This is a genomic window from Pseudoalteromonas sp. DL-6 (genome assembly GCF_004328665.1).
Lineage (GTDB): Bacteria > Pseudomonadota > Gammaproteobacteria > Enterobacterales > Alteromonadaceae > Pseudoalteromonas.
This window is the reverse complement of record NZ_CP019770.1, coordinates 340,914-366,570: the sequence shown is the minus strand read 5'-3', so window position 1 is coordinate 366,570 and position 25,657 is coordinate 340,914. Positions and strand designations below refer to the sequence as shown.

At 39.3% G+C, this 25,657-nt stretch carries 23 protein-coding genes; 9 read left to right on the top strand and 14 right to left on the bottom strand.

Annotation, left to right across the window (positions count from 1 at the left end; all coding sequences use genetic code 11):
- Positions 1–2 precede the first annotated feature (2 nt).
- Positions 3–614, bottom strand: coding sequence for a restriction endonuclease subunit S (locus B1F84_RS01650; RefSeq protein WP_131690379.1), 612 nt, complete (start codon positions 612–614; stop codon positions 3–5).
- Between the two features lie 469 nt (positions 615–1,083).
- Here B1F84_RS01650 and B1F84_RS01645 point away from each other — a divergent pair, with 469 nt between their 5' ends.
- Genes B1F84_RS01645 through B1F84_RS01630 form a run of 4 tightly spaced genes read left to right on the top strand, consistent with a single transcriptional unit; the run spans position 1,084 to position 3,845 of the window.
- A complete protein-coding gene (locus tag B1F84_RS01645; protein WP_131690378.1) occupies positions 1,084–1,839 on the top strand; it encodes a hypothetical protein in 756 nt (251 codons plus the stop codon).
- A 27-nt stretch (positions 1,840–1,866) separates the two neighbouring features.
- Complete coding sequence (locus B1F84_RS01640; protein WP_240702008.1) at positions 1,867–3,132, top strand: DUF3644 domain-containing protein; 1,266 nt, start codon at positions 1,867–1,869, stop codon at positions 3,130–3,132.
- Between the two features lie 43 nt (positions 3,133–3,175).
- On the top strand, positions 3,176–3,457 hold the full coding sequence (locus tag B1F84_RS01635; protein WP_131690377.1) for a hypothetical protein: 282 nt from the start codon (positions 3,176–3,178) through the stop codon (positions 3,455–3,457).
- Positions 3,458–3,503: 46 nt separating this feature from the next.
- A complete protein-coding gene (locus B1F84_RS01630; RefSeq protein ID WP_131690376.1) occupies positions 3,504–3,845 on the top strand; it encodes a phosphotyrosine protein phosphatase in 342 nt (113 codons plus the stop codon).
- A 53-nt stretch (positions 3,846–3,898) separates the two neighbouring features.
- On the opposite strand, the gene B1F84_RS01625 is transcribed toward B1F84_RS01630, so the two are convergent.
- The 9 genes from B1F84_RS01625 to B1F84_RS01585 form a co-directional block, all read right to left on the bottom strand.
- Positions 3,899–4,744: a Dam family site-specific DNA-(adenine-N6)-methyltransferase gene (locus B1F84_RS01625; protein ID WP_131690375.1), complete on the bottom strand. Its 846-nt coding sequence runs from the start codon at positions 4,742–4,744 to the stop codon at positions 3,899–3,901.
- 198 nt (positions 4,745–4,942) lie between these two features.
- Entirely contained in the window at positions 4,943–6,259 is a 1,317-nt protein-coding gene (locus B1F84_RS01620) for an AAA family ATPase (protein ID WP_131690374.1), read from the bottom strand.
- Positions 6,260–7,330, bottom strand: a complete 1,071-nt coding sequence (aroB, locus tag B1F84_RS01615; protein ID WP_131690373.1) for a 3-dehydroquinate synthase — start codon at positions 7,328–7,330, stop codon at positions 6,260–6,262. It lies immediately after the preceding gene.
- A 29-nt stretch (positions 7,331–7,359) separates the two neighbouring features.
- A complete protein-coding gene (aroK, locus tag B1F84_RS01610) occupies positions 7,360–7,878 on the bottom strand; it encodes a shikimate kinase AroK (RefSeq protein ID WP_008466255.1) in 519 nt (172 codons plus the stop codon).
- 496 nt (positions 7,879–8,374) lie between these two features.
- Entirely contained in the window at positions 8,375–10,465 is a 2,091-nt protein-coding gene (locus B1F84_RS01605) for a type IV pilus secretin PilQ family protein (RefSeq protein WP_008466257.1), read from the bottom strand.
- Positions 10,452–10,988 (bottom strand): pilus assembly protein PilP, encoded by a 537-nt coding sequence (locus tag B1F84_RS01600; RefSeq protein ID WP_008466259.1) that lies wholly within the window; start codon positions 10,986–10,988, stop codon positions 10,452–10,454. The genes B1F84_RS01605 and B1F84_RS01600 overlap by 14 nt, the downstream gene beginning before the upstream one ends.
- The gene (locus B1F84_RS01595; RefSeq protein ID WP_008466261.1) at positions 10,988–11,590 is read right to left on the bottom strand and encodes a type 4a pilus biogenesis protein PilO; all 603 of its coding nucleotides are present in this window, start codon (positions 11,588–11,590) and stop codon (positions 10,988–10,990) included. Before B1F84_RS01595 ends, B1F84_RS01600 begins: the two co-directional genes overlap by 1 nt.
- Positions 11,580–12,152: a PilN domain-containing protein gene (locus B1F84_RS01590; RefSeq protein ID WP_008466262.1), complete on the bottom strand. Its 573-nt coding sequence runs from the start codon at positions 12,150–12,152 to the stop codon at positions 11,580–11,582. Before B1F84_RS01590 ends, B1F84_RS01595 begins: the two co-directional genes overlap by 11 nt.
- The gene (locus B1F84_RS01585; protein ID WP_008466264.1) at positions 12,140–13,219 is read right to left on the bottom strand and encodes a pilus assembly protein PilM; all 1,080 of its coding nucleotides are present in this window, start codon (positions 13,217–13,219) and stop codon (positions 12,140–12,142) included. Before B1F84_RS01585 ends, B1F84_RS01590 begins: the two co-directional genes overlap by 13 nt.
- Before the next feature lie 131 nt (positions 13,220–13,350).
- Between B1F84_RS01585 and B1F84_RS01580 the strand changes: the two genes are divergently transcribed.
- Positions 13,351–15,825: a penicillin-binding protein 1A gene (locus B1F84_RS01580; RefSeq protein ID WP_131690371.1), complete on the top strand. Its 2,475-nt coding sequence runs from the start codon at positions 13,351–13,353 to the stop codon at positions 15,823–15,825.
- Between the two features lie 48 nt (positions 15,826–15,873).
- On the opposite strand, the gene metL is transcribed toward B1F84_RS01580, so the two are convergent.
- Positions 15,874–18,219, bottom strand: coding sequence for a bifunctional aspartate kinase/homoserine dehydrogenase II (metL, locus tag B1F84_RS01575; protein WP_131690370.1), 2,346 nt, complete (start codon positions 18,217–18,219; stop codon positions 15,874–15,876).
- A 51-nt stretch (positions 18,220–18,270) separates the two neighbouring features.
- Entirely contained in the window at positions 18,271–19,518 is a 1,248-nt protein-coding gene (gene metB, locus B1F84_RS01570; protein WP_131690369.1) for a cystathionine gamma-synthase, read from the bottom strand.
- 198 nt (positions 19,519–19,716) lie between these two features.
- Between metB and metJ the strand changes: the two genes are divergently transcribed.
- Complete coding sequence (gene metJ / locus B1F84_RS01565; protein ID WP_008115021.1) at positions 19,717–20,037, top strand: met regulon transcriptional regulator MetJ; 321 nt, start codon at positions 19,717–19,719, stop codon at positions 20,035–20,037.
- A 72-nt stretch (positions 20,038–20,109) separates the two neighbouring features.
- On the opposite strand, the gene B1F84_RS01560 is transcribed toward metJ, so the two are convergent.
- Both B1F84_RS01560 and rpmE read right to left on the bottom strand, forming a co-directional pair.
- Positions 20,110–21,351, bottom strand: coding sequence for a malic enzyme-like NAD(P)-binding protein (locus B1F84_RS01560; protein WP_008465773.1), 1,242 nt, complete (start codon positions 21,349–21,351; stop codon positions 20,110–20,112).
- Between the two features lie 523 nt (positions 21,352–21,874).
- Positions 21,875–22,090 (bottom strand): 50S ribosomal protein L31, encoded by a 216-nt coding sequence (rpmE, locus tag B1F84_RS01555; RefSeq protein WP_008115018.1) that lies wholly within the window; start codon positions 22,088–22,090, stop codon positions 21,875–21,877.
- A gap of 230 nt (positions 22,091–22,320) precedes the next feature.
- Between rpmE and priA the strand changes: the two genes are divergently transcribed.
- From priA to hslV, 3 genes are all read left to right on the top strand, one after another.
- Positions 22,321–24,504 carry a primosomal protein N' gene (gene priA / locus B1F84_RS01550; protein ID WP_131690368.1) on the top strand — a complete coding sequence of 728 codons (2,184 nt, stop codon included), beginning with the start codon at positions 22,321–22,323 and terminating at the stop codon, positions 24,502–24,504.
- Positions 24,505–24,524: 20 nt separating this feature from the next.
- Positions 24,525–25,052, top strand: a complete 528-nt coding sequence (locus B1F84_RS01545) for an SPOR domain-containing protein (protein ID WP_008465769.1) — start codon at positions 24,525–24,527, stop codon at positions 25,050–25,052.
- An 80-nt stretch (positions 25,053–25,132) separates the two neighbouring features.
- On the top strand, positions 25,133–25,651 hold the full coding sequence (gene hslV / locus B1F84_RS01540; RefSeq protein WP_008115012.1) for an ATP-dependent protease subunit HslV: 519 nt from the start codon (positions 25,133–25,135) through the stop codon (positions 25,649–25,651).
- Positions 25,652–25,657 lie beyond the last annotated feature (6 nt).

The following is a 25,657-nucleotide window of genomic DNA, read 5'->3' as shown; positions in this document are numbered from 1 at the left end:
TTTTAATCTTGTACTTTTGCCGATTTAGTAGTTTCTAATTCTTGATATGCAATGCTCTCAAGTTGAGCTTTTCTATTCTCAATTAACTGTCTCAATACTTTTTCTTCTTTTATAGCTGCATTGTTTAAAGCAACAATTTGAGCTTGTTTTTCAAGGTCAATCTTTCTTATTGGAGCATCCTGTAACACTTGCTTTCTGACACTTAAATGAAGTGACCCTTCAGCAGTAGATTTAAAGTACCTTTGCGCTAATTGCTGATTAAGTTGCCATGCAACAAACTCCGGCATAAAGCTCTGTTTTGCTTTACCGTATAATCGAATTAAATAAAAATGCGGTGAGCAAACACTATGCTCAGGAATGCCTTTAACCGTCACGGCATAGTGCTTAGATCCTTTAGCTACAAAAAGTATATCTCCTTCTTGTAACCAATCTGGCTCCTTTTTAGTGGGTAAAATCGTTCTGATCATTTCGTCTTGAACAATTTCACCTGTAACGCGTGTATCTCTTACTTGAACAACATGAACAGGACCATCAGGATCATATTCAATTGTTCCTCTAAATGGGTGGCCTAACCGTATTTTGGCAATATCGAATAGGCGAAAATAATCATTCATTGTTTGACCATTCTAATTTTGGCCTTAAATGTGTTAAGGCCACTAATTATTAATTTGAAAAATATATTGACTCATTTCTGATCTAACGTCAAATTATTTGCAGTTTTTAAATGATGCATTTATTCCTTGTGCGGTAATACTCTTTAAGAAGACCAATAAATGACTTTATTGACTACGATTTGAAGATGAATTTAAGGGAGCTTTTACTTTGTCTCAATTGAAGTAGGATTGCTAAAACTTTTTCGTCCATACTTATTAGTTCCACGGTTTTTAAATTTATTGAAACTTTGCTCCTCTACAGACCAGTAAATACGTTCCAACATGTCATGTTTTCAAAAAAATCATGGAAGTAATAATTCAGATTGGCATTCAGTTGCAGTACACAATGAGCACTGTAAAAATAACCACTTTTCAATAACTTATAATGAGCTTATATTGCTATCAACAAGATCATCAACAGATAGCAAAAATGAAAAAAAGAAAATTAGGTACAAATCTTACAGATCTACTTGGAATAGATAAAAACAGTTACATCAATTCTATTAATACGTCAGCTCCCCCACTTCCTGAATTTGAAAGCTTAACAATATATGGAGTTATAAGAAGTAAAGGGGGTAGTGGCGAGAAGCATATTGTAAAAAAATTATCTCAAGAGTTAATTGCCTCTGGTAAAAAGGTTTTCATCTGCTATAAGAACACGATAGAAAGTGATGATTACTTGCTCAAACATTTTTTACCAAAAGAAATTAGCGTACTTATAAATCCACAAGACATATCCCTTGAAGATAACGGTGGCGTGATTAATTTGAACTGGTGGGACAACAATAGTGTAATTGAAGTATTTCAAAAAATTAAGAAAATCAAAGGTGCAACCATAATACTTACCTGCGGAACAGATAGTGCTGGCTATATGTATGAGCGCATTAGACATCTGCAAAAAGTATGCGACAAAATTTTCATCCCAATCGATTCACACGTTCATTTTTCCGTCGAGCCTGCAATAGGTATTTGTGAGGCTTCAGATCTAAACACTGAAAAGTTGATATCATGTTGGTGGCATAAAGTAAGGGTAAAAGGTGACACACAGCATTTACTAGGAATTATTCCAGCTTCTGATGTTTCGAAGGAAAATGAGAGAATGATCATAGAATACGTGAAAAATAAAACTAACGAACAAAACAACGATAGTTTAGTACCATTTCTAACCAATTTAGATTTGTGTTAACTTGCTGGTAATAGGAATAAAAATGGAATGGATGCTCCAATGAGTAGATACGACAAAGTTGACTTAGCATACGAATTTTTTAAAGAAAAAGAATCTCTCAGTGAGTCCTTCACAATTAAACAATTGGCAGATGCTACAGGCTGGACTGAAGGGGCTTGTAAAACTTACCCATCAAAACGCTGGCACCAATACATTGAAAAAGATGGTGCCCAATACACCACATCGGGAATATCGTATTTAAGTAAGGCTGAGTTTCGTGCCGTTCACAGCCAAAAACTCCAACAAGTTGCAGATCACTCCACAAAAGGCATTTTGCTGCACAAAGCTAAAGAATTCGCCCTACTCGCTGTTTCGGTATACAACAACCCGTATACCGAATTTAAAACCTACGGATATATAGTCAATATTATCATTGCTTACACATCGCTCTTTCATGCCATATTTGAAAAGAAAGGCACTGCATATTTCTATCTTAACGATAATGGAACTCCAAAAGTAATAGATGGTGAGGAGAAAGCTTGGGAGTTAAGCACATGTGCTAGTGAATACTGGCAGAGTGGTGCATCTCCTGAGCTGGCTAATTTGAATTTCTTAATTGGCCTAAGAAACAAAATCGAGCATAGAAGCTTACCCGCTATTGATTTGGCTGTAGCGGGAGAATGTCAATCTGCTTTAAGCAACTTTGAGTCATTACTGGTTGAAGAATTTGGTGATGAACATGCATTAACAGCCAACTTAGCCTTTTCAATGCAGCTTACAAGAATTTCTGAGCAATCTCAGTTAGATGCCTTAAAGCAAATGCAAAAAGATAACTACAAAGTTGTCCGTGAATATATGGAAACTTACAGGAATGACTTAAACGATGAGGTAGTTGAAAGCCAAAAGTACCGTGTAAGGGCCTTTTTGGTTCCTAAACTTGGCAATCATGCAAAATCAGCAGACATGGCTGTAGAGTTTATAAATGTGAATGCATTAACTGAAGAAGAATTAAAAGATTATGAACAAGCTGTCGCATTTATAAAAGGCGTCGAAAATCCATTTCGGCTAAAACCCAAAAGGATTGTTGAGCTAGTATTAAAAAAAATAAAAGGTTTTAACATGCCTTTGCATACTAAGTGTTGGAAGTATTACGAAGCTCGCCCAAAGGGAATTGACAAAGCCTTCAAAGGCGAATATGCATCATACATGGAAGGGTTTGATGGATACTTATACAGTCAAAACTGGGTGAAATTTTTAATATCAGAGCTTCAAAATGAAGACAAAATGAAAGCAGTCAAACAGCAAGCGCAATAAATATGAAAATTGATAATCTTAAATTTTTACAACAAAAAAAGCCATGCATAAGCTATTTTACGAAGCTGATAGTGAATTCAAAAAGTTAAAACCAACCAAAGGATTTAAGTCTATTAATATCTTTAGAGGCTGGGCGTATTATGTTGAAGAGTGGTTCAAAAGGCGGCTAGATTCGGAAATCAATAAAAATGACGATTTTGTCCAAATCACAGACATTAAATACAAGCTCAACGAGTTACGAGTAAGCTATATTAGTGAATTAGGAATTGATTATGATGAGTTTATTGAACGCTACTCTCGCATTATCGAACACCTTGATAAATGATGCTTTTCTAAATTACTCGCCAGCCGTTTTATAAGAGCTAAAAATAATGAAAGTTTTATTTCTATGCACCGCAAATGTCCAGAGAAGCCGCACAGCAGAAGAGCTATTTAGGGCAATTAACAAAAACAATATATATAGATCAGCAGGTTTAAGTGAGAAGTACGTGAGTAAGGCAGGCACAACATTGTGTACTGAAGAAATGTTGAATTGGTCTGATAAAGTTTACGTATTTGAGCAAAGTCATATTGACCGTTTGCAGCATCATACTGGCATCAAATATATTGATAAAGTTACTAACCTACGCATAGACGACAACTATCAATACTTTCAAAAAGAATTGGTTCTATTATTACTCAACCGTTTACCGATTTCAGATCTGGAGAATTAAAACAAAAGCCAACCACTATTCGAGCAATAGGATAAATCAGAATAAGGCTCCGCCTATCCTTTATTTGCATACAGCGCCAGTACTTCTTCAACTTTATTGCGCTTTTTACCATTTTGGCTAATTGAACGCTGAACAGAAAATAGCTTATGCACATCCGCTGACGAATAGAGATCATCTGTAAACTCAGTAACATGATTAGATATTAATGTTGAAACACCTTTACCTTTTGCTTTAAGTGCACACTGAACCAGCCTTCTTTGATCTTCATCCGAAAATTCGGCACCAGTGTATGCTGTAAAGTTTGAAGTTCTGTTTATAGGAGAATAAGGAGGATCACAATAAACAACATCACCTGACTTTACACATTCAAAAGCTTGTGAAAAATCACCTACTATAAACTCAGCTTTTTTTAGTTTATGAGACAGATGTTCAATTTCTAACTCTGGGAAATATGGCTTTTTATATCTACCAAACGGTACGTTGTAACCACCTGACTGATTGTAACGACAGAGACCATTGTACCCATGCCTATTTAGATATAAAAACAATAAAGCTCGATGATACGAATCACTAGTATCGTTAAATTCTTGTCTTAATAGGTAGTATTGTTCGGCTGTATTATTTTGTTCAGTGAAATATTGGCGAGCATCTCTCTCAAACTTAAGAGGAGCTTTCTTAACTGCTTTAAATAGTGAAATTAGATCGCTGTTAGTATCACATAACAAGTATTCATCAAAATCTAGATTTAGGAATACGGAGCCGCCTCCTACAAAAGGTTCAACTAATCTTGTTTTGCCAACACGGGGCAATACTGCTTTGATATGGTGAAGAACTCTTTTTTTCCCGCCCGGCCATTTCAGGGGGGATCGCACACCTTGGCTCAAACTCTCATTGGTCATTTATTTTCACTGTAGTCTTGTTATATACATTCCCAAAAAGAATTTCATACTTTTCTAAAAAGCATAAATCGTAGCGGTAGCATTTCATAATATTTTCGTATCGGTAGCCAGCCCATTTAAGGAAGGCTCTACTCTTTTGCTGCATTGGCTCTTTACTTCAATTCGGTGTTGCGCGATTTTACACTAAAGTTACTGAGTTTACTGATCAACTCGTGCAATTTCTTGTTTTATTTTACTAATTTTTTTATAGAAAGGTTTATTTTTTCTAACCTCAGCAGGAAGTGCTTGCAGTGCTTGTTTTGCTTCATTTAAGTTAGCAAAGCTGCCTGTAGTTACCACCCACCACATTTTACCATTTCGTTTAGTTTGGTAGGTATTAGCGATATTTTCTAGCTTATGTTTAACAATAAACTCATTACCTACCTGCTGCTGAGTTACCGCTAAGAGCTGAATAACAAAATTATCTTCAGGTTGTTGTAAGTACCAATTACTGGGTATTTTTACTATTGGGTTTTGCGACTTTGTTTTTTCAGGTTTAGTAATAGGTTTTTCTTCAACGGGTTTTGATGCCGGCTTTTCCTGTTCAACAACGCTCGTTGCTTCCGTTAAGCTGCCGACTATCGCTGGAACATTATTAATGGTGTTGTCTTGAGTGGGCTTTTGAATGACAGCTGCTGGCGGCTCAATAGTTTTAGGCGCTATGAACTGCTGTGGTTTATTTTCAATTGCTTGTTCAGTTGTAATAGCGGTTGATAGCACTTGCTCATCAATTTGGCGATTGGCACTTTCCCACCACTGGGTCATATCAGCTTTGTACACAAGACCAATGATCAACAACATAATTATTAGTAATAGTGTTAGCAGCTGTAAGCGCCAAGAAACCTTATCTTTAACTACAATATCAGCAACCTGCTCGCTAGGCTGCCAGGCTAATAACAAACTCGGATTACCTTGAGCTTCAACTAAAAAGGTTTGAAAGACAGGATCTTCATCATAAGGTAAGCTCGTAAAATACCATCCCATGAGCTGCTTACTTTCAACTATATTTAATGGCTCTAAATGAATATTAACTGCATCTTTGAATGCTAATTTAGACTGTGATGCAATCATAACATACAACACATTAGGCGCATTTTTTGATAACAGCTCAAGCTCTGCAATGAGTTCTTCAGATAGGTGCCTACCGCCATCAATCACCCATAAACACGCGCCACATTGTTGTTGTTGCGCTAATTGATAATAGTTTTGCGATAAGCTTAGATTGTGGTCAATTAAAGGGGCATTAAAGCTTTGTTCTAATAACTGAGTCATTAATTGCACATCAGTCATCTGTGCACCAACTTGCACAAACGCTTTATTAAAATCGTTATATTTATCAGTAATGAAGGTTTCAAGCAAATAGCTTTTACCTAGACCAGAGGTACCCAATAAAACAATTAGGTTTTGACCATATTCAAATTGCAATGCGATTCTATCCACCAAAGCCGCACGGCTTGGTAAAATTTGTGACTGCATTTATTGCTCGATCAATGCTCTAACTTGATCATCAGATACATTGTCAACTAATGCACACTGACCAAATTCGGTGGGTAAAATAAATCGGATAGTCCCCTTTTTATTCTTTTTATCTTTGCGCATATGCAGTAAAAATTGCTCACTAGTCATATTGCTAGGGATTTCGATTGGTAATTTATACGCTGCTATTAGTGTGGTAATACGCTCTACATCTTGCAGTGTTAAGTCGTTACGAGTATGAGCAAGTTTGGCAGCAAGCACCATACCTGTAGCTACGGCTTCACCATGCAGCCACACCCCATAACCCATTTGTGCTTCTATAGCATGGGCAAACGTGTGCCCTAAATTCAATAGCGCACGCAGGCCCTGCTCTTTCTCATCTTGTGCAACGATGAGCGCTTTAATTTCACAGCATCTGAAAATAACATGCTGTAAACAGGCTTCATCTAACTGTTGTAATTGAATGATATTTTGCTCTAAATAAGCAAACAACTCAGTATCGTAAATGAGGCCGTACTTAATAACTTCAGCCATGCCAGCAGCAAATTCACGGGTAGGTAAAGTATGTAACGAACGCGTATCTATAAACACAGCTTGGGGTTGGTAAAAAGCCCCTATCATATTTTTACCCAGCGGGTGATTAACTGCTGTTTTGCCGCCAACTGAAGAATCAACTTGAGATAATAAAGTGGTTGGTATTTGGATAAAAGGGACGCCACGCTGATAACAAGCAGCAACAAATCCGGTTAAATCACCTACAACGCCACCACCTAATGCAATTAAGCAGGTGTCACGGCCGCAATTATTCTCAAGTAGAAATGCCGATATTTTTTCAAACCAAGTGAGTGATTTATATTGCTCACCATCTGGAATAATAAAATGCAGTGGGTTTTGCTGTGCTAGTGAATCAAGCAACTGTTGAAGGTACAACGGTGCAATCGTTTCATTAGTAATGATGATAGGCCGACAATCACCAATATGGTGTATTAGACGGCCTGTATCTTGAAGTGCAGATTGACCAATATAAATAGGATAACTTCGCTCGTCTAAATTAACAGTTAATTCAAGCATGCTGGGTTAATCCTTTTTAATACTGGCTTTTAAAAATCCAATTTCTCGATGATTTGGTTAGCAACAACTTTCGCGCTCTGCTCATCAGTGCGTACAACAAAATCAGCTACTTCTTTATATAATGGTTCACGCTCTTCTGCTAAGCGCTCAAGTACATCACGAGGTGCTTCTTCTGTTTGCAGTAATGGGCGACGCTTGTCGCGTTGCGTACGTGCAACTTGCTTTTCAATCGGTGTCTCTAGGTATACAACAATACCGCGAGCCGAAAGCTTGTTTCGAACTTCTTTACTCATTACTGAGCCACCACCGGTTGCAAGTACAATACCTTGCATTTCGGTTAAGTCACCAATAACAGATTCTTCACGAAGTCTAAAGCCTTCTTCACCTTCAAGATCGAATACCCAGGCAATATCTGCGCCCGTGCGACGTTCGATTTCTTGATCAGAATCAACAAATTCAAGGTGTAATTGGTCAGCGATGTGACGACCAATCGTGCTTTTGCCAGCCCCCATGGGGCCAACTAGAAATATATTACGTTTCTCAGCCATATCTTTTAGTACAAACGAACTCTAAAATTTGAAATAAAACCCCGCCTAACGACCTGGCCCCAAAATTAAGAAAGGGATTATCTCAGTAATCGGTCGGGTATTTCAAGTCAATTAGGATAAAAAGCCATATAACGAGCAATTAAACTAAATAATTACCCATTGGTTAACAAAAAAGCACCTTATTATAGGCAAGTTTATCTTCTAGGGTTAAAATTTATGCAACTTAAGGTTACTACGTGTTACTTCGTAAACGCTTTTGTATGGTAATTTTCACAAAAAACTCAGTTACAAACAACATAAACGCAGCCTTAAAATGCATCCGCAGTACAGTACATAAAAAACTATATACTGCCTAATTGTACATTTACAGGGAGTGTTCACACCAAGATAACTAAATGACATGCCAATACCGTCTGGTTTGTTGTGCAACCTAGATAGTTTGAATAACCTGAGCCCTGAATAGTAATCTATCTCAAGCAGAGCTCAGGTTAGGTAATTAGTCTATTTGGATTTTAGGTGTGACAAAAATCAGCAGTTCGCGCTTTTCATTAAACTCGCTTGTGCTTTTAAATAGTCTTCCTACATAAGGAAGGTCGCCCAATAAAGGTACTTTTTTGGTCGAATTAATAATTTGCTGTTGGAAAATACCACCCAACACTACCGTTTGTCCATTCTCAACGAGAACTTGAGTCTCAATTTGTTGCGTATCAATGGCAACTGCAGGGCCAGTTCCTGTTTGAACGGTATCTCCACGGGTATCTTGAGTAATTATTAAGTTTAAAATAACTTTGTTGTCTGGCGTGATGTGAGGTGTCACTTCTAGACTCAACACTGCTTTTTTAAAGCTCACGGTTGTTGCACCACTTGAAGCAGATTCCACATAGGGGATCTCAGTACCTTGCTCTATACGCGCTTTTTGCTGGTTGGCAGCAGTGATACGCGGACTCGCAATAATTTCACCCTTATTTTCTTCTTCGAGCGCAGTTAGCTCTAAATCAATCAATGTTCCATTTGCTAGTTTGGCTATATGCATACCAATACTTGCCGATGGATTCGCTACCGGTAAATTAACGTTAAGTCGATCTGAAAGGCTAGGAATAATGCCGTTAGAAATCGTTTCAGCCCCTTCTAAGGTACCCGAAATACCATCAGAACCTTGTTGATCACTGAACCCCCAACGAACCCCTAAGTCTTCTGTTACGTTGTCACGCACGGTTACCATTCGCGCTTCAATGACCACTTGTTTGACTGGGATGTCTAAGGTTTCGACCATTCGGCGAACACTTTCAATACTTTTTGCAGTGTCTTTCATTAATAACGTATTGGTACGTTGATCAACAGAAACACTACCTCGAGCTGTAATAATGCTATTGGTGTCTGTTTTTAATAAGTCGGCAAAATCTTCTGCTTTTGCGTAATTTAAACGGATATATTCACTGTAGAGTGGCTCTAAATCCTCAACTTGTTGCTTAGCTTTTAACTCTTTCGCTTCACGGGCAGCAAGTTCTTCAGATGGCGCTACCATTAAAATAGAGCCATCCATACGTTTGTCTAAGCCTTTTATTCTTAGCACTACGTCTAACGCTTGGTCCCATGGAACGCCATCTAAACGAAGGGTAATGTTACCTGTTACAGAGTCACTGGTTACCAAGTTAAAGTCATTGTAGCCTGCAATAATCTGCAACACGGAGCGAACAGGGATGTCTTGAAAGTTAAGCGTCATAGGGCGACCTAAGTATTCTTTCCCCCCATCTAAGAATGCATTTTGAGTCTCATCTTTCTCAACCGTTAAGGTAAAAATATTTTCAATTTGCTGATACGTGTAAGCAAAGGCAGTATTAGGTTCAATCACAATACGTGTAAGGTTATCTTCCTTAAATGTTTCAATACTGCTCACGACAGTACCAAAATCAAGAACATCTAATTCATACAATAAGTCATCTAAAATATCGGTATGATGAAACTCTGCAATTATCTTCCCACCACTTTCATGAACCTCAATAGCCGCCTGAGTATCTTGCAGGTAAACAAGCACTTTAGCCTCACCTTTTTCACCACGGCGAAAATCAATAGCTTGAATGCCATTAATATAACTAGAGGTATAAGCAGGTCCATCTTCACTGGTTGTTACTATTTGTTCTGTCAGTGGGTTATCAGATATTCTTATTGAAACTAAGTTGTTGTTAACCTCAGTCTCATAAATTTTTAATCGCTCTAGGTTAATGGTTACCTTTAAACCCGCACTGGTCATCATGCTACTGATGTTACTTATTCCTGCTTGGTTAATCGCAATATTTGCCAACCCTTCATCTAGCTCAACTGCATTAAATAAAAGCTCTATACGTGCCGGACTATTAAAAACTTGTACATCAGGTTGCTGCTGTAATTCTTCATCGAAGACCAGTTGTAACTCGGTTTCACCTTTAAGTAATGGGTTATATCGGACGTCATAGAGTAAAGGGGCTGCACTAACCGTTTTAGTCATGAGTAATAAAAATACAAATAACAAAATCGTTAAAATACGGTGGTGTGAACACTCATCTTTGTGCATATAGGGAATACCATTTTTCTTATTAACTTGCGCCATTGGTTGCCGCCTCTAACATTTCTAATTTGGTCAAACGTTCTTTCCAACAACCTGACCCATCAGGGATTAATTCTACTAATTCAATATAGTCACTATTAACACTGCTTACTTTTCCATCATAGGTGCCCAAATAGCTCCCTATAGATACTCGATGTAAGGTGTTATCAGCAGCTGTAATGAGCGCCCATGTTTTGCCGTTCGATCCTATTGTGCCCTTCATTGCTAAATTATCTAATGGGTACTTTTCCAGAGGCTGACGAACACGTTCTGGGTCTGGGTGAAGACAGTTTTTAACTTGTGTTAGCTTATTTTGTATAATTTCTGGTTCTGGTGCTACAAAAGGGCTACGTAAATCTTTAGCGTTATATGCAAAGTGTTCAAACTTAACCAACTCAGGTATCTTTTCGACACGCGCAGTAGTGTTTGCTTTAACCTGATCAATAAATTCTTTTTGCTCAGATGTATCTTCATTACAGCCACTGAGCAACAATATTGCGGTAGTTAAAAAGAGAAGTTGCTTCATCATCTCACCCCCTCTTCATAACGATAAGTTTTTGCTACTACACTGAATGTTAGCTGCTTTTCGCCAGATGATAAAATAGAAAAGTCATGTAAACTTACAATTCTTGGTAACTGAGCTACTTTTCCTACAAATTCACCAAACTCATGATAAGTGCCTACCACTTCAATTTTAATGGGTAGCTCGGTATAAAACTCTTTTTCAACTTCTGGTAACCAACCAATTTTTAAAAATGTTAAACCACTGGTTGTACCCACATAGGAAAGATCGTCTAATAATCCTGGCGTCTCGTTTGAGGTAGGTAGGCGCTTTAATAGCTGAGAAAATTTGTCTTCCATCTCAATCATTTGTTCACGATAAATATCAAGCTTACTGGCAACTGCATATTTAGTTCGGTAGGTTGTGCGTAATTCTATCTCTTTGGCTACCGCATTATGGTAACTTTCAATTTCATCCGACACTAATAAGCTGTAGCTAAAAAACAATATGAGACAAGCAACAAAAGCGCCGCATATTGCTTTTACAATAACTGGCCACTCGCCTATATTATCTAGCTCTATTTCATTCCAATCTATCTCTGTAAACGATTTAAGATTAAGGTTCATTACGCACCTCACCTATTTGGCCAAATGGCTTTACGTAAAATTCCATATTAAAATCGCTGAGTAAACGAGAGGATTGGTCGCCTGCAACAATACCTTGCATAATTGGGCGTTCTAATAGGTAAGAACTTTGCACTTGTCGAAGCATAGTAGATAAGCGGTTGTTAGATTCGCTTTTTCCTAATACATGAATTTGACTGCCCTTGCGCTCAAGCTTGGTTAAATAAACACCAGCAGGTACTATTTTAGCCACTTCATCCATTATTTGCGTACCTAAGTTACGACTGCTTTGTAACTCCTCAATTAATCGCATACGTTGTTGTAGGTTTTCTTTTTTCTTGTCTAAATCACGTATATCGCGAATTTTTTGATCGAGCATTGTAATTTCTGAGCTAAGGTAATTATTTTTTAGCATTTGCCCTTCTTTGAGGCCGCTATAAAATGCACTCAGCGCATACATAGTCACAAAGCAAACAATAACGACTGCCATCAGCAGTGTTATAAATTTCTTTTTAGACTGCTCACGCTGTAATTCACGCCAAGGTAATAGATTTATATGTGGCATGATGAAAAACTCCTCAACGCCAGGCCAGTCGCAATTGCAAATTGAGTGCGGTGACGCTGTATTATATTACGATCAACTCTAGGTGATATTTCTATTTTATCAAATGGTTCTACAACAACCGTATGTATCCCTAATTCTTCAATTAACAGTCTATCAATGCCTTTAATCATGGCTGAACCGCCCGTCAGTACAATATAATCTAACTGCTCTTTACCTGTTGTGGTTAAAAACATTTGCACAGCACGACGAACTTGCTGTAATAACGAGGTTTGAAAAGGTGCTAACACTTCAAATGTGTAATTAGGCGGTAAATCACCCGTTGTTTTACCAATTTCGGCCTCATCAAAACCTTTATTGTAGTAAGCAACAATACTGTTTGTGTATTGGTCGCCGCCAAATACTTGGTCACGGGTATAAATTGTTTCACCTGATTGCACCACACTCACTGATGTGAGCACAGCACCAATATCGACCACTGCCACCGTTTTATCAAACGCATCTGATGGAAGTTGTTGATAATAGACATTCATAGCCCGGCTTAGCGCATAACTTTCAACATCGACAACTTTTGCCGTTAAGTTTGCTGCGCTTAGCGCGCCTACTCTCGCTTCCACACTTTCCGTTCTCGCTGCAGAAAGTAAGACATTAATTTTGCTCGGATCGGCGCTGTTAGTTGAGAGTTTTTCGAAATCAAGACTAACTTCATCTAACGGATAGGGGATCAAGCTGTCGGCTTCAATTTCAATCTGTGACTCTAATTCAGCGTCGCTTAAGGAAACATCCATGAAAATAACTTTGGTAATCACTGTTTGCCCTGAAACAGCAACAGCAGCAAATTTGAGTGACTTTGGTAACTTTCGTTTTAACTTGGTTATCACATTGCCAATTGCTTCAATATCTTGAATGTTACGCTCGCTCATAGCGCCTTTTGGCATAGGTTCAATTGCAAGTGCTTCTAGTCGAAGCCCAGTTTCTGTTTCACTTAAAAGCACGGCCTTGATAGAGTGCGATCCTATATCAATACCCACCATCATAGGCGATGGTTTTTTTATTAATTGACTTAGCATGTTTGCAACTTTGCCTTTGTTTTAATAATAAACAAGTTATAATTTATATCTTAAAAAATATTATTCAATTTTTAATCAATATATACTAGCAGTCTCAACCTGTAATTGGGAGTCCGTTTAGGGAAATATCAGTGATTTTATTAAAAAGAACTTTACAATTTTTGATCATTTGTGCATTACTTGCACTAATTACATTGCTCAGCCTTTATTACTACGTTAAATCCGATATTCCCAGCGTGCAGGTTTTAAAAAACGTGCAATTACAAACGCCTATGCAAGTATTTACCAAAGATGGGCTTTTAATCAACCAATTTGGTGAAAAAAGGCGAATTCCTGTAACTATAGACCAAATTCCTGAGCCTTTGTTACACGCTTTCTTAGCAACTGAAGATAATCGCTTTTATGACCACATTGGTATTGATCCAATTGGTATTGTTCGCTCAGCGCTAGTGCTTATTTCTACCGGTGAAAAGAAGCAAGGTGCCAGTACAATCACAATGCAGTTGGCTCGTAACTTTTTCCTAACACGAGAAAAAGCCTATATTCGTAAAGTAAAAGAAATATTTATTGCCATCCATATCGAAAACTTACTTTCAAAAGATGAAATCTTTGAACTTTACCTAAATAAAATAGAGCTAGGAAACCGCGCCTTTGGTATTGGTGCAGCCGCTCAGGTTTATTATGGTAAAGAGTTAAAAGAACTTACTCTTGCACAAATGGCAATGATTGCAGGTTTACCAAAAGCGCCTTCAGCACTTAACCCGATTCGTAATCCAGAGCGAGCCAAAGCCAGAAGAAATGTGGTATTGGGCCGAATGTTAGACGAAAAATATATTTCTAAAGCACAATATAACGAAGCAATAAACCAACCTATTACCGCGTATTTTCATGGTGCTGAAATTGATTTGTATGCGCCGTATATTTCAGAAATGGTACGTGCTGAAATGGTGTCGCGCTACGGAATAGATAAAGCCTATAACTCGGGATACAAAGTATTTACTTCTGTTGAATCTCATGTTCAACAGGCGGCACAAACAGCGTTAGTCAATAATTTACATGCCTATGATATGCGTCATGGATTTAGAGGGCCTGAAGCCACTTTATGGGATCCACAAACAGAGCCTGCACCTTCTGAGCCTAAGCTATTAAACATATTAAAAGAAGTGAATGAACTAGGACCTTTAAAAACTGCTGCCGTTTTAAATGTATACGACAAAAGCGCAGAAGTAATACTTAAAAGCGGTGAACGTACAACATTAACTTGGGATAATCTAAAGTGGGCACGTAAGTTTATCACCCGTTATCGCCAAAGCTTTGCTCCTGAAGCAGCAAGCGATATATTAACGCCTGGCATGCAAATATGGCTGCGTAAAAATGATGACAACAGCTATATTTTGAGTCAAATCCCTGAAGCTGCAAGCGCCATTGTGTCTTTAGACCCACAAGACGGGCGTATAAAAGCCATTGTAGGCGGTTACAGCTTTGAACAAAGCCAATATAACCGTGCAGTGCAAGCTAAACGCCAAGTTGGCTCTAATATTAAGCCATTTATATACTCTGCTGCACTTGAAAAAGGCTACACCTTAGCGTCAATTTTAAATGATGCTCCTATAAATCAATGGGATAAAAGCCAAGGCGTTGCATGGCGACCTAAAAATAGCCCTGCCATTTATAATGGCCCTATTCGCATTCGCCGTGCTTTAGCACAATCAAAAAATGTGATTTCGGTACGTTTATTACGTGGTGTTGGCTTGCAACGTACAGCCGATCATTTACTTAAATTTGGCTTTGCAAATGAAGATATAAATCGCAGTGAATCACTGGCTTTAGGTAGCGCATCTATCACTCCAATAGAGCTAGCTCGTGGTATGAGTACTTTTGCCAATGGCGGCCACTTAATCGAACCTTACTTTATTTCAGAAATTCAAGATGCCATGGGCAACACCTTATTTAAAACTAACCCGACTGTAATTTGTGATGATGAAGCGACAACACCTAGCTCGCTAATGCTAAGTGAGCAAGTAGCACCAAATTGCGCGCCGCAGATTATATCTAAACAAAATGCATTTTTAATTGCCAGTGCTATGAACAGCGCAATTTGGGGGGGTGGTAGCTGGTCTCATAAAACAGGTTGGAGTGGTACAGGATGGCGTGCACAAGCACTAAAACGTCGTGACCTTTCGGGTAAAACAGGCACCACCAATGACTCTGTAGATACTTGGTTTAGCGGCTTTAATCGCGATGTGATGACCTCTGTTTGGGTTGGCTTTGATAACCCAGGAAATACACTGGGACGTTCAACCTATAATAATAATTTAGCAAGTGGCCAAATATCAGGTGCAGAGTCAGGTGCTAAAACAGCTCAGCCTGCATGGGTTGATTTTATGAGAGTCGCACTTGATGGTAAACCCGCTGCGCCAATTGAACCCCCTGAAGGGTTAGTTTCAATTCGTATCGACCTAGAAACGGGGCTATTAAGTCATAAAAATGATTATACCAGCCGCTTTGAATACTTTGAGAAAGGCACGGCACCTACAAAGTATGTGCTATCACAGCCAAATGATGTATTTGAAGAAAGTACTAAAACCGAAGAAGATCTCTTTTAAATGCTACTTATGCTTAAAAGGCCGCTGATTAGCGGCCTTTTTGATAGTCTAACTAATATTTTTTACTAGCCAATATAAATCTGAATGAACACCTGCAGCTGTTACTTCTTTACCCGCGCCGGGGCCTTGGATAACTAATGCGTTTTGGTTATACCATTGAGTATTAATCACAAAAATATTATCGCCAGGTGTTAAATTAGCAACCGCTTCGCTTTTTGGTACATAAGCAATCCCTACCTTAGCGTTTAGCTTATTGTTTTTAAACTCTAATAGTCCGGTGTAACACAGGGATGCATTTTGTTGCTGAGCCGCTTGTGCATGCTGCTGAATAAACGCATCTAAGCTTGCCTTGTTATCAAGGAAGTCACTCCAACTGCCTTTACTTAGTTCATCGGGCATTAACGCAGATAACGAAATATCATTAAGTTCTAATTCAATACCTAACTCACGCGCCAAAATAAGCAATTTGCGTTGCATATCTCGCCCAGATAAATCTTCTCGCGGATCAGGCTCGGTAAACCCTAAAGCTTGTGCTTCAAGCACCAAATCTGAAAATGCCTTGCTGCCATCGTAACTACTGCATAGCCACGACAACGTACCAGAAAACACGCCTTCTATACGCGTTATTTTATCACCACTGTTTTGTAAATCGGCCAGTGCAAAGTTAATCGGTAATCCGGCTCCCACACTGGCATTATAACGCCAATGTAAGCCTCGCTGCGCCAAATCTTCACGTAATGTTTGATACCAGCTCAGCGGGGCAGTGCCTGCGTATTTATTGGCACTAATTAAGTGACAATTTAATTCCACAAATTGGCTATAAAGGTGGCTAAAACATTCACTGGCGGTGATATCAATCACTACCTTATGTTCATATTCAAGCGTATCAATGTATGACAATAAATCAGCTTGCTGATAGGGGCTGGCATGGTTTTCCCATTGCTGCTGCCAGTTTTCACAGTCTAACCCATTGGCATTAACCAGCATCTGCTCTGAGCGCAGTAATGCCACTAACTTAACGTTAAAATCAGATGATAAACGAGCTAGTTGAGCTGGTAGTTGGCGCATAAATTCAGCACCTACATTACCGAGTCCTGCAATAATTAAAGCTATTTCTTGCGCTTTATTAATCAATTTATCATGCAACAAGCTCAGCACATCACTCTCAAGCACTTGATCGGTTAGTAATAACGTATAATCTTCATCAAAATGAGTAAAACGAGGTTGGATTGATTGCCCTTGAAGTAAAGCGGCACTATGCTTACCAAGCGTCGCTATGTCTTGCTTTGATGCAATAATTGCAACCCCATTTAAGTTAGACTCGCTAATGTTGGCTCGGCCAGCAAAATAATTAACCAGCTGATATGTCGCCGACGCAGGGACTACCAAGTAGATTTCACCCGCTTGTTCAAAGTGATGTAAACTATGCTGAATAAGCTGACTAGCATGCGCTACCTCGCCTTCACTCAAATCATCAACAGTGAGTAAATCCACATTATTAATCGTAGTTAAAAAACGCTTTTGTTTACTCATTCCGGGTTTAACTATTTCAGTGTGACTGCCTTGCAGATCGTAGCTGCTGCGAACAATTAACTCTATGTCGGTCCCTTTTAATGGCGATAATGTCTTAGCATGTAATACAGGGTTCCCTAGTCTCGCTAATAAATTGGCTTGTTCGCGGCACACCCGCGCATACTTAACCGCATTAGCTACCTTACGTGGATCAGTACTAAAAACACCTTGAGTGTCAGTCCAAATAGACACTTTTTTAGCATTGCAATATCGCGCTAATAAAGTAGCACTGTAATCACTGCCGTTTCGTCCCAGGGTCACGGTTTCATGTAGTAAATTAGCCGCAATAAACCCTGTAACGACATTAATTTTACTCGTATCTATGGCTTTTAAGCACTGCTGCTGATTATTAGCATGCTGCAACTGGCCTGCGTCTATAGTAAATAACTGCCTAGCGTCATGAGCGCAAGCACTAACGTTAAGCTGCTCTAAGTAAGCACTTAATAGCCTTGCAGACCATAATTCGCCATGGGCTAATAGCCAAGCTTCAGCTAAAGTACCTTGCTTGGCCTGCTGGGTAATCGTGCTTAGCTCAGTGGCAAGTATACCGAGAGCTTCATGCTTGGCACTGGATATAAGCAATTGCTCAATAAGCACAGATTGATGATTACTTAATAACAAAATTATATCAGCAATCGCTTGGGGATCTTGCTGTTGATAGCTTTGCCACAATTTAACCAAGGTATCGGTGGTTTTCCCGGCAGCCGATACCACCACACAATCTCCTGCTTGAGCATGAGTTAAAATAATATTTGCTACACTTTTAAAGCGATCCGCTGAGCTTAAACTCGAACCACCAAATTTATGAACCTGATTTACCATGTTAATACCCACTCGACTTCATGTTTTTTATATTTTCAAAATTGGTAGGTACTACCATAACGCCGGATGCGCCGCGTTTAATTTTGCTGAACCAAATGACTCACTAGCACCCTTTTTTGCAGCTAGCGCGTTATCTGCTTGTCCTGGGCGTACTAAATTAAATACTCTGTCTAAATCAGTAAGTAAGTCTTTTACATCTTCAATACCCACCGAAATACGAATAAGCGTGTCGCCTACTCCAGCTTCTGCACGTGCAGTCGCTTCCATGCCTGCATGGGTCATAGTTGCAGGGTGACAAATCAAACTTTCCACTCCACCTAATGATTCCGCTAAACTAAACTCATTTAAGCGCGTTAAAAACGCGGCCGCATCGTTTATATCGCCTTTTATATCAAAACTGACCATAGCACCGAAGCCAAGCTGCTGCGCCTTAGCAAGCGCATGTTGCGGGTGTGATTCAAGACCTGGATAGTAAACCTGAGCAACAAACGGGGAGCTTTCTAAATACTGTGCAATAGCGAATGCGTTTTCTTGGTGTTGTCTCAAACGCACATTTAACGTACGTAAGCCTCTGAGTGTTAAATAGCTATCAAATGGCGCCCCAGTAATGCCAATATTATTTGCCCACCAGGCCAGTTCTTCACCAAGCTCAGCGCTCGCCGCAATAACTGCACCACCAACAACATCTGAATGACCATTGATATATTTAGTGGTTGAGTGAACCACAATATCTGCACCAAATTTAATCGGGTTTTGCAAAGCTGGCGATAAAAATGTGTTATCGGCAGCAACGAGTGCACCACACTGCTTAGCAATATCGGTAACTGCTTTAATATCAGTTAATCGTAAAATTGGATTACTCGGTGTTTCAATCCAGATCTGCTTAGGTTTAATAGCAAGAATATGCGATAAGCTTTCGCTTTTAGTGAAATCGACCACTTCAAGTTTCAACAAGCCGCGTTTTTCTAGTGAAGTAAATAAACGATAACTGCCACCATAACAATCGTGGGGGATCACTAACGTATCGTCACTATTTAATAACTGAGTGGTTAAGTGAACTGCCGCCATGCCTGTGGCAGTAATAATGCCTTTAGCGCCACCTTCAAGCTCGGTGAGCGCATCAGCCAAAATGTCACGATTAGGATTACCACTGCGGCCATAATCATATTGACGCTTGGTATCAAAGTCAGCAAATGAGTAAGTTGTTGATAAATAAAGCGGTGGAACAACCGCACCATGCTGTTTGTCGGCTTCTATTCCACTACGAACAGCAATTGTTGCCTTATTTTTTTCACTCATTTTCGCCACCTTTACCATTTTGGATGTTTAGACGTCTAAAAGGTAGCGCATGCAGTTTGAGATGTCAAAACATTTAAATGTCTAGATAGCTAAATAACTAGTATTTGACTATCTTTTTTAAACCGATAGAATTTCACGCATATTTACACGCTTTGATGCTGTGTGAGCAATTTATAATCTGAGGCAACGATACATCTTATGGCTAAATGGAATGGTGAATATATTCACCCATATGCAGAACACGGGAAAAAATCCGAACAAGTAAAAAAGATCACCGTTTCGATCCCGCTAAATGTATTAAAGGTATTAACTGATGAACGTACTCGTCGTCAAATAAACAACTTGCGCCATGCAACAAATAGTGAGCTTTTATGCGAAGCATTTTTGCATGCGTTTACAGGGCAACCGCTGCCTAATGATGATGATCTACGTAAAGACAATGCAGAAAAAGTACCTGAAGAGGTGAAGAAGATAATGCAAGAAATGGGACTAGAAGTGCCTATTTTAAATGAAGACTAAATTTCTTTATCTGTGTTATAAAAAAACCTCAGCAAATGCTGAGGTTTTTTTTGCGTTAATTCACACTTAAAATTACGCCATGTAGTTCTCTGGCATATCAATTTGTGCCACACCCGAATCAACTGCAGCTTGAGCAACCGCTTTGGCGATACGAGGCAATAAGCGCGGATCCATAGGTTTTGGTATAATATATTTTGCACCAAACTCTAATTTATCGATGCCAGCAGCAGTCAGTACTTCAGCCGGTACTGGCTCTTTAGCAATACTGCGAATTGCCTCTACAGCAGCTATTTTCATTTCATCGTTTATTTCACTTGCGCGTACATCTAATGCACCACGGAAAATAAATGGAAAACAAAGTACGTTGTTAACTTGGTTCGGATAATCAGAGCGGCCGGTCGCCATAATAAGATCGTTGCGTGCAGCATGTGCTAATTGCGGATCAATTTCAGGATCGGGGTTTGAACATGCAAATACAACTGGGCGGTCAGCCATTAATTTTAAATCATCGGCGGCTAATAAATTTGGGCCTGATACACCAACAAACACATCGGCATCTTCAATTACATCTTGTAAAGTACGTTTATCCGTATTGTTTGCAAATAATTGCTTATATTCATTTAAGTCATCACGACGTGTATGAATAACCCCTTTACGGTCTAACATATAAATATGTTCACGTAAGGCGCCACACTTAATTAAAAGCTCCATACAGGCAACAGCTGCGGCACCAGCACCTAAACATACGATAATCGCATCTTCAATTGCTTTGCCTTGTACTTCTAATGCATTTAGCATACCCGCAGCCGTAACAATTGCCGTACCATGTTGATCATCATGAAACACAGGAATGCTGCAACGTTCTATAAGTGCTTTTTCTATTTCAAAACATTCTGGTGCTTTAATATCTTCTAAATTGATACCACCAAACGTGTCTGCAATATTCGCAACCGTGTTGATAAAGTCTTCGGTTGTGCGATGCTTAACTTCAATGTCAATTGAGTCTAGTCCTGCAAAACGTTTAAATAATAATGCTTTGCCTTCCATTACTGGTTTTGAGGCAAGTGGGCCTAAATTCCCTAAGCCTAAAATTGCGGTGCCGTTAGTAATAACCGCAACCATATTTCCTTTACCAGTATACTTGTAAGCATTTGCTGGATCAGCGGCAATTTCACGAACAGGTTCTGCAACACCTGGGCTGTATGCGAGCGCGAGGTCTTTAACCGTCTCAGCGGGCTTAGTCAGCTCAATACTGATTTTACCTGGAACGGGATGGGCATGGTAATGTAGTGCTTGTTCACGAAAATCTGACATAACGCGATTATATCCTGCAATTTAAGTTAAAGTGAGAGGTAGTTTTATTCTACGATACCTTTATTATTTTTAAATTCCAAGCAATATCAGGTCTATCCTGTTATATGCTAGAACTGTTAATTTTAAGTGATTTATCAGCAACTTCCCTAGATTATCCTGACAATTTTAAAATATTAATTCGTCATAAAAATTAAAATTACAGGTAATTTCTGCCCTTAATCAATTTTGATGAAGCGTATTTTTCAGTCTCAAATTAAAATAGAGAAATATCGAACTTTATTTAATTTTAAATACAAATAACTTCACGTTACCTACATTTAAGTAGCATATTTAAAATGTAACAAATAAAAATATAGAGAGTATTGGCTATTTTGTCTGTAAATGTTTATGCATATTCAGAATAAGAACAGGAAATAGTTATGCAAAAATAATAAATACAAAACTGTTATAAAAATGGAGGGAGAAGTGAATTTTAGGCACAAAAAAAGCACCCTAAGGTGCTTTTTTACATAGAAACAAAAAATTATTTTTTGCTGCTAAGTGCACCGAAGCGCTTGTTGAAGCGATCAACACGGCCGCCAGTGTCTAAAATCTTTTGCTTACCAGTGTAAAACGGGTGACACGCAGAACATACGTCTAAGTGAATGTCTTTACACAAAGTAGAACGAGTTTCGAATTTGTTTCCGCATGAACAAGTTGCAGAAATTACTTCGTACTTAGGGTGAATACCTTCTTTCATAGGAACCTCTAGTTAAGGCCGCATCGCTCTCCAAACCCGAAGTCTGGCACCATACGTCGTTAAAACAAATTTATTGGTCGCGAATTTTATCCAACAACCCGCACGCACACAAGCTTTAATTATTCTTTTTGCTAAAAAGTCGGCAAACGGCTAGCCATTATGGATTTGTTGGTGGGCTTTTAATACTATTTTTAGTACATTAAGCCATTCGGTTTCTTAGTTGAGTTGTTATGCGTTTTGCTGAAGTTGCAATAAAAGTCCCCTTACCTCGCACCTTTGATTATAAAGTGGATGAGCAATTACTACCGCTGACTCAATTACAGCCAGGCATGCGCGTACTCGTCCCTTTTGGTAATCAACGAAAAGTAGCGGTTATCCTTAACTTAAAAGCCGATACAGAAGTTCCCGAAGGCAAAATCAAATCTATTATTGAAGTTATTGACGACTCGCCGGTGTTATCTGCGCAACATTTAGAGCTGCTGAAGTTTACTGCACGTTATTATTGTTATCCACTAGGTGAAACTATTCATATTGCACTACCCAGTGCATTGCGCCAAGGTGAATGCCCTGATAAAACCAGTATAAATATGCTGACGTTAACTGATAAAGGGGCGCTTTTACCATCTTTAAAAGCTAAAACACAGCTTAACTTGCTTAAGCAATTATCTGCATCGGGTAAATCATCATTAACGGAACTAAAAGCACTCGGGTTTAATAAAAAGACTATTGATAGCCTGTTGGCAAAAGAGTTGATAGTGCAAACCATTGAACATGACAATCAATGGCAACATGCCTCTCCTACTGTGGGCACTAAGCCTCGCTTAAATAAAGAACAAGCGATTGCTTGCACAGCGATTAATCAAAGCACCGGTTTCAATAGCTTTTTACTTGAAGGTGTCACGGGTAGTGGTAAAACAGAAGTTTACCTACAGTGTCTTGAAGAGGTGTTAAAGCGTGGAGAGCAAGCGTTAGTGCTGGTTCCCGAGATAGGTTTAACCCCACAAACCGTTAATCGTTTTAGGCGCCGCTTCCCCGATACGCCAATTATGCTATGGCATTCAGCGCTCACCGATAACGAGCGTCTGCAAACATGGCGGTTTTGTGAAAAAGGCAGTTGTGCCATCGTTATAGGTACTCGTTCGAGTATTTTTCTGCCCTTTTTAAAACTCGGGATGATTGTGGTTGATGAAGAACATGATGCTTCATTTAAACAACAAGATACTTTACGCTATCATGCACGCGATTTAGCAGCGTATCGCGCATATCAGCATAACATTCCGCTTATTTTAGGCAGTGCTACCCCCGCTTTAGAAACACTGCACAAAGCAATTAATAACAAATACCAGTTACTCACATTAAGTGAGCGAGCACAAACTGCCACCGATAACCAATTTAAGCTTCTCGACATGAAAGGTCAGCCTGATCAAGCAGGTATTGCCCATGCGAGCCTAGCGATAATGCGCCAGCACCTGAATAAAAGTAAGCAGGTAATGGTATTTTTAAACCGCCGTGGTTTTTCGCCTACTTTAATATGTCATGAGTGTGGTTGGTTAAGTGAATGTAATCGCTGCAGCACGAGTGCAACCTTTCATAAAGCCATCGGTCAGATGATTTGCCATCACTGTGGTGACCAATATCAAGTACCGCATCAATGCCCTGATTGTGGTAGCACGCAGATATTTCCTAACGGTAAAGGCACTGAACAAATAGAAGAATTTTTGAGTACTGAATTTAAAGATATCCCGATTAGCCGAATAGACCGCGACTCTACGAGGCGCAAAGGCAGCCTTGAAAAAGCATTGGATGAAATAAACCAAGGTGGCGCACGCATTTTAGTCGGTACGCAAATGCTGGCCAAAGGCCACCACTTTGCGGATGTAAGCTTAGTACTCATTTTAGATGTAGATAGTGGTTTATATTCGTGTGACTTTAGGGCAACAGAACACCTTGCGCAATTAGTGACTCAGGTTGCTGGGCGAGCAGGGCGTTCCGGTGAGCCCGGTGAGGTATTATTACAAACGCACTTTCCTGAGCATCCGTTATTACAGGATTTAGTTAATAATGGCTATCAAGATTTTGCCCGCTTTGCACTTACTGAGCGCAGTGACGCGCAATTGCCGCCCATCACCAGTATGGCGATAGTTCGTGCACAAGGACATAACATTAAGCAAGTCGTCGACTTTCTAACGGATTTGGTTCCTGTCAATGGGGTATCTGGTATACAATTGCTTGGACCAATCCCTGCGCCTTTAGAGAAAATTGCAGGGATGTATCGTTTTCAATTACATATTCAAGCGCAAGATCGACGCATTTTACACCCGTATCTTGCACAAATGGTTGATTATCTCAGCACCAGCAAACTTGCTCAAAAAGTTCGCTGGAGTTTAGACGTAGACCCTACAGACATGATTTAGGTAAGGCCACACATAACACCATGGCACAGCACGATTATATTAATAAAAAACCAAAAAATAGAAAAAACACCAAACAAGAACCGGCTAAAAAACCCTTTCCGCTGTTATTAACCCTAATTGCACTATTGCTCGTCGGTGGTTTCGCATACGGACTCTGGTTTGTTAAAAATAATGCCGATCCTGATCTTGTTGAAAAACAGGCAAATCCAACACCTGAAAAGCAAGTAGAAATAGCTAAACCGCGGCCACCTAAATTTATTAAAGAAATTAAAGAACATGAAATTCAAGTTGAAGTAAAAGAACTTGAACAAAAAGGCCCGTATGTTATGCAATGTGGCTCATTTAAAACGCATCAACAAGCAGAAACCTTAAAGGCTAAAATAGCCTTTGCAGGGCTAATTTCAGAGATCAAAAAAACCACAGGTACCAATGGTATTTGGTATAAAGTCCGTTTAGGACCTTATGAAACCAAGCGCCAAGCAGAAAGTGATAAGAACAAACTGAAACGAATTAATATCGTTGGCTGCGGAATTTGGGGCTGGACTTGAATTTAAACCATTCACCCATATAACCTCTTCATAATCGTTTTTTACGCGCTGCCCCTTGCAGCGTGATGATGAGGAATAACATGACTACAATCGTAAGTGTACGCCGTGATGACAAAGTTGTTATTGGTGGTGACGGCCAAGTATCTCTTGGTAACACAGTAATGAAGGGCAACGCCCGAAAAGTTCGACGCCTTTATAATGGCAAAGTAATCGCTGGGTTTGCTGGCGGTACTGCTGATGCCTTCACCCTTTTCGAACGTTTTGAAAGCAAATTAGAAATGCACCAAGGCAATCTAACTAAAGCGGCTGTAGAAATGGCTAAAGATTGGCGTAGCGATCGTGCCTTACGCAAACTTGAAGCCCTGCTAGCTGTTGCTGATGAAACTGCATCATTGATCATCACTGGTAATGGTGACGTCGTACAACCTGAAAACGACCTGATCGCGATTGGCAGCGGCGGAAATTTTGCACAATCTGCTGCAACCGCCTTATTAGAAAACACCGACTTAAGTGCTCGTGAAATTGTAGAGAAAAGCCTAACAATTGCTGGCAACATCTGTGTATTTACGAATAACTTCCAAACTATCGAAGAATTGTAATAGGAA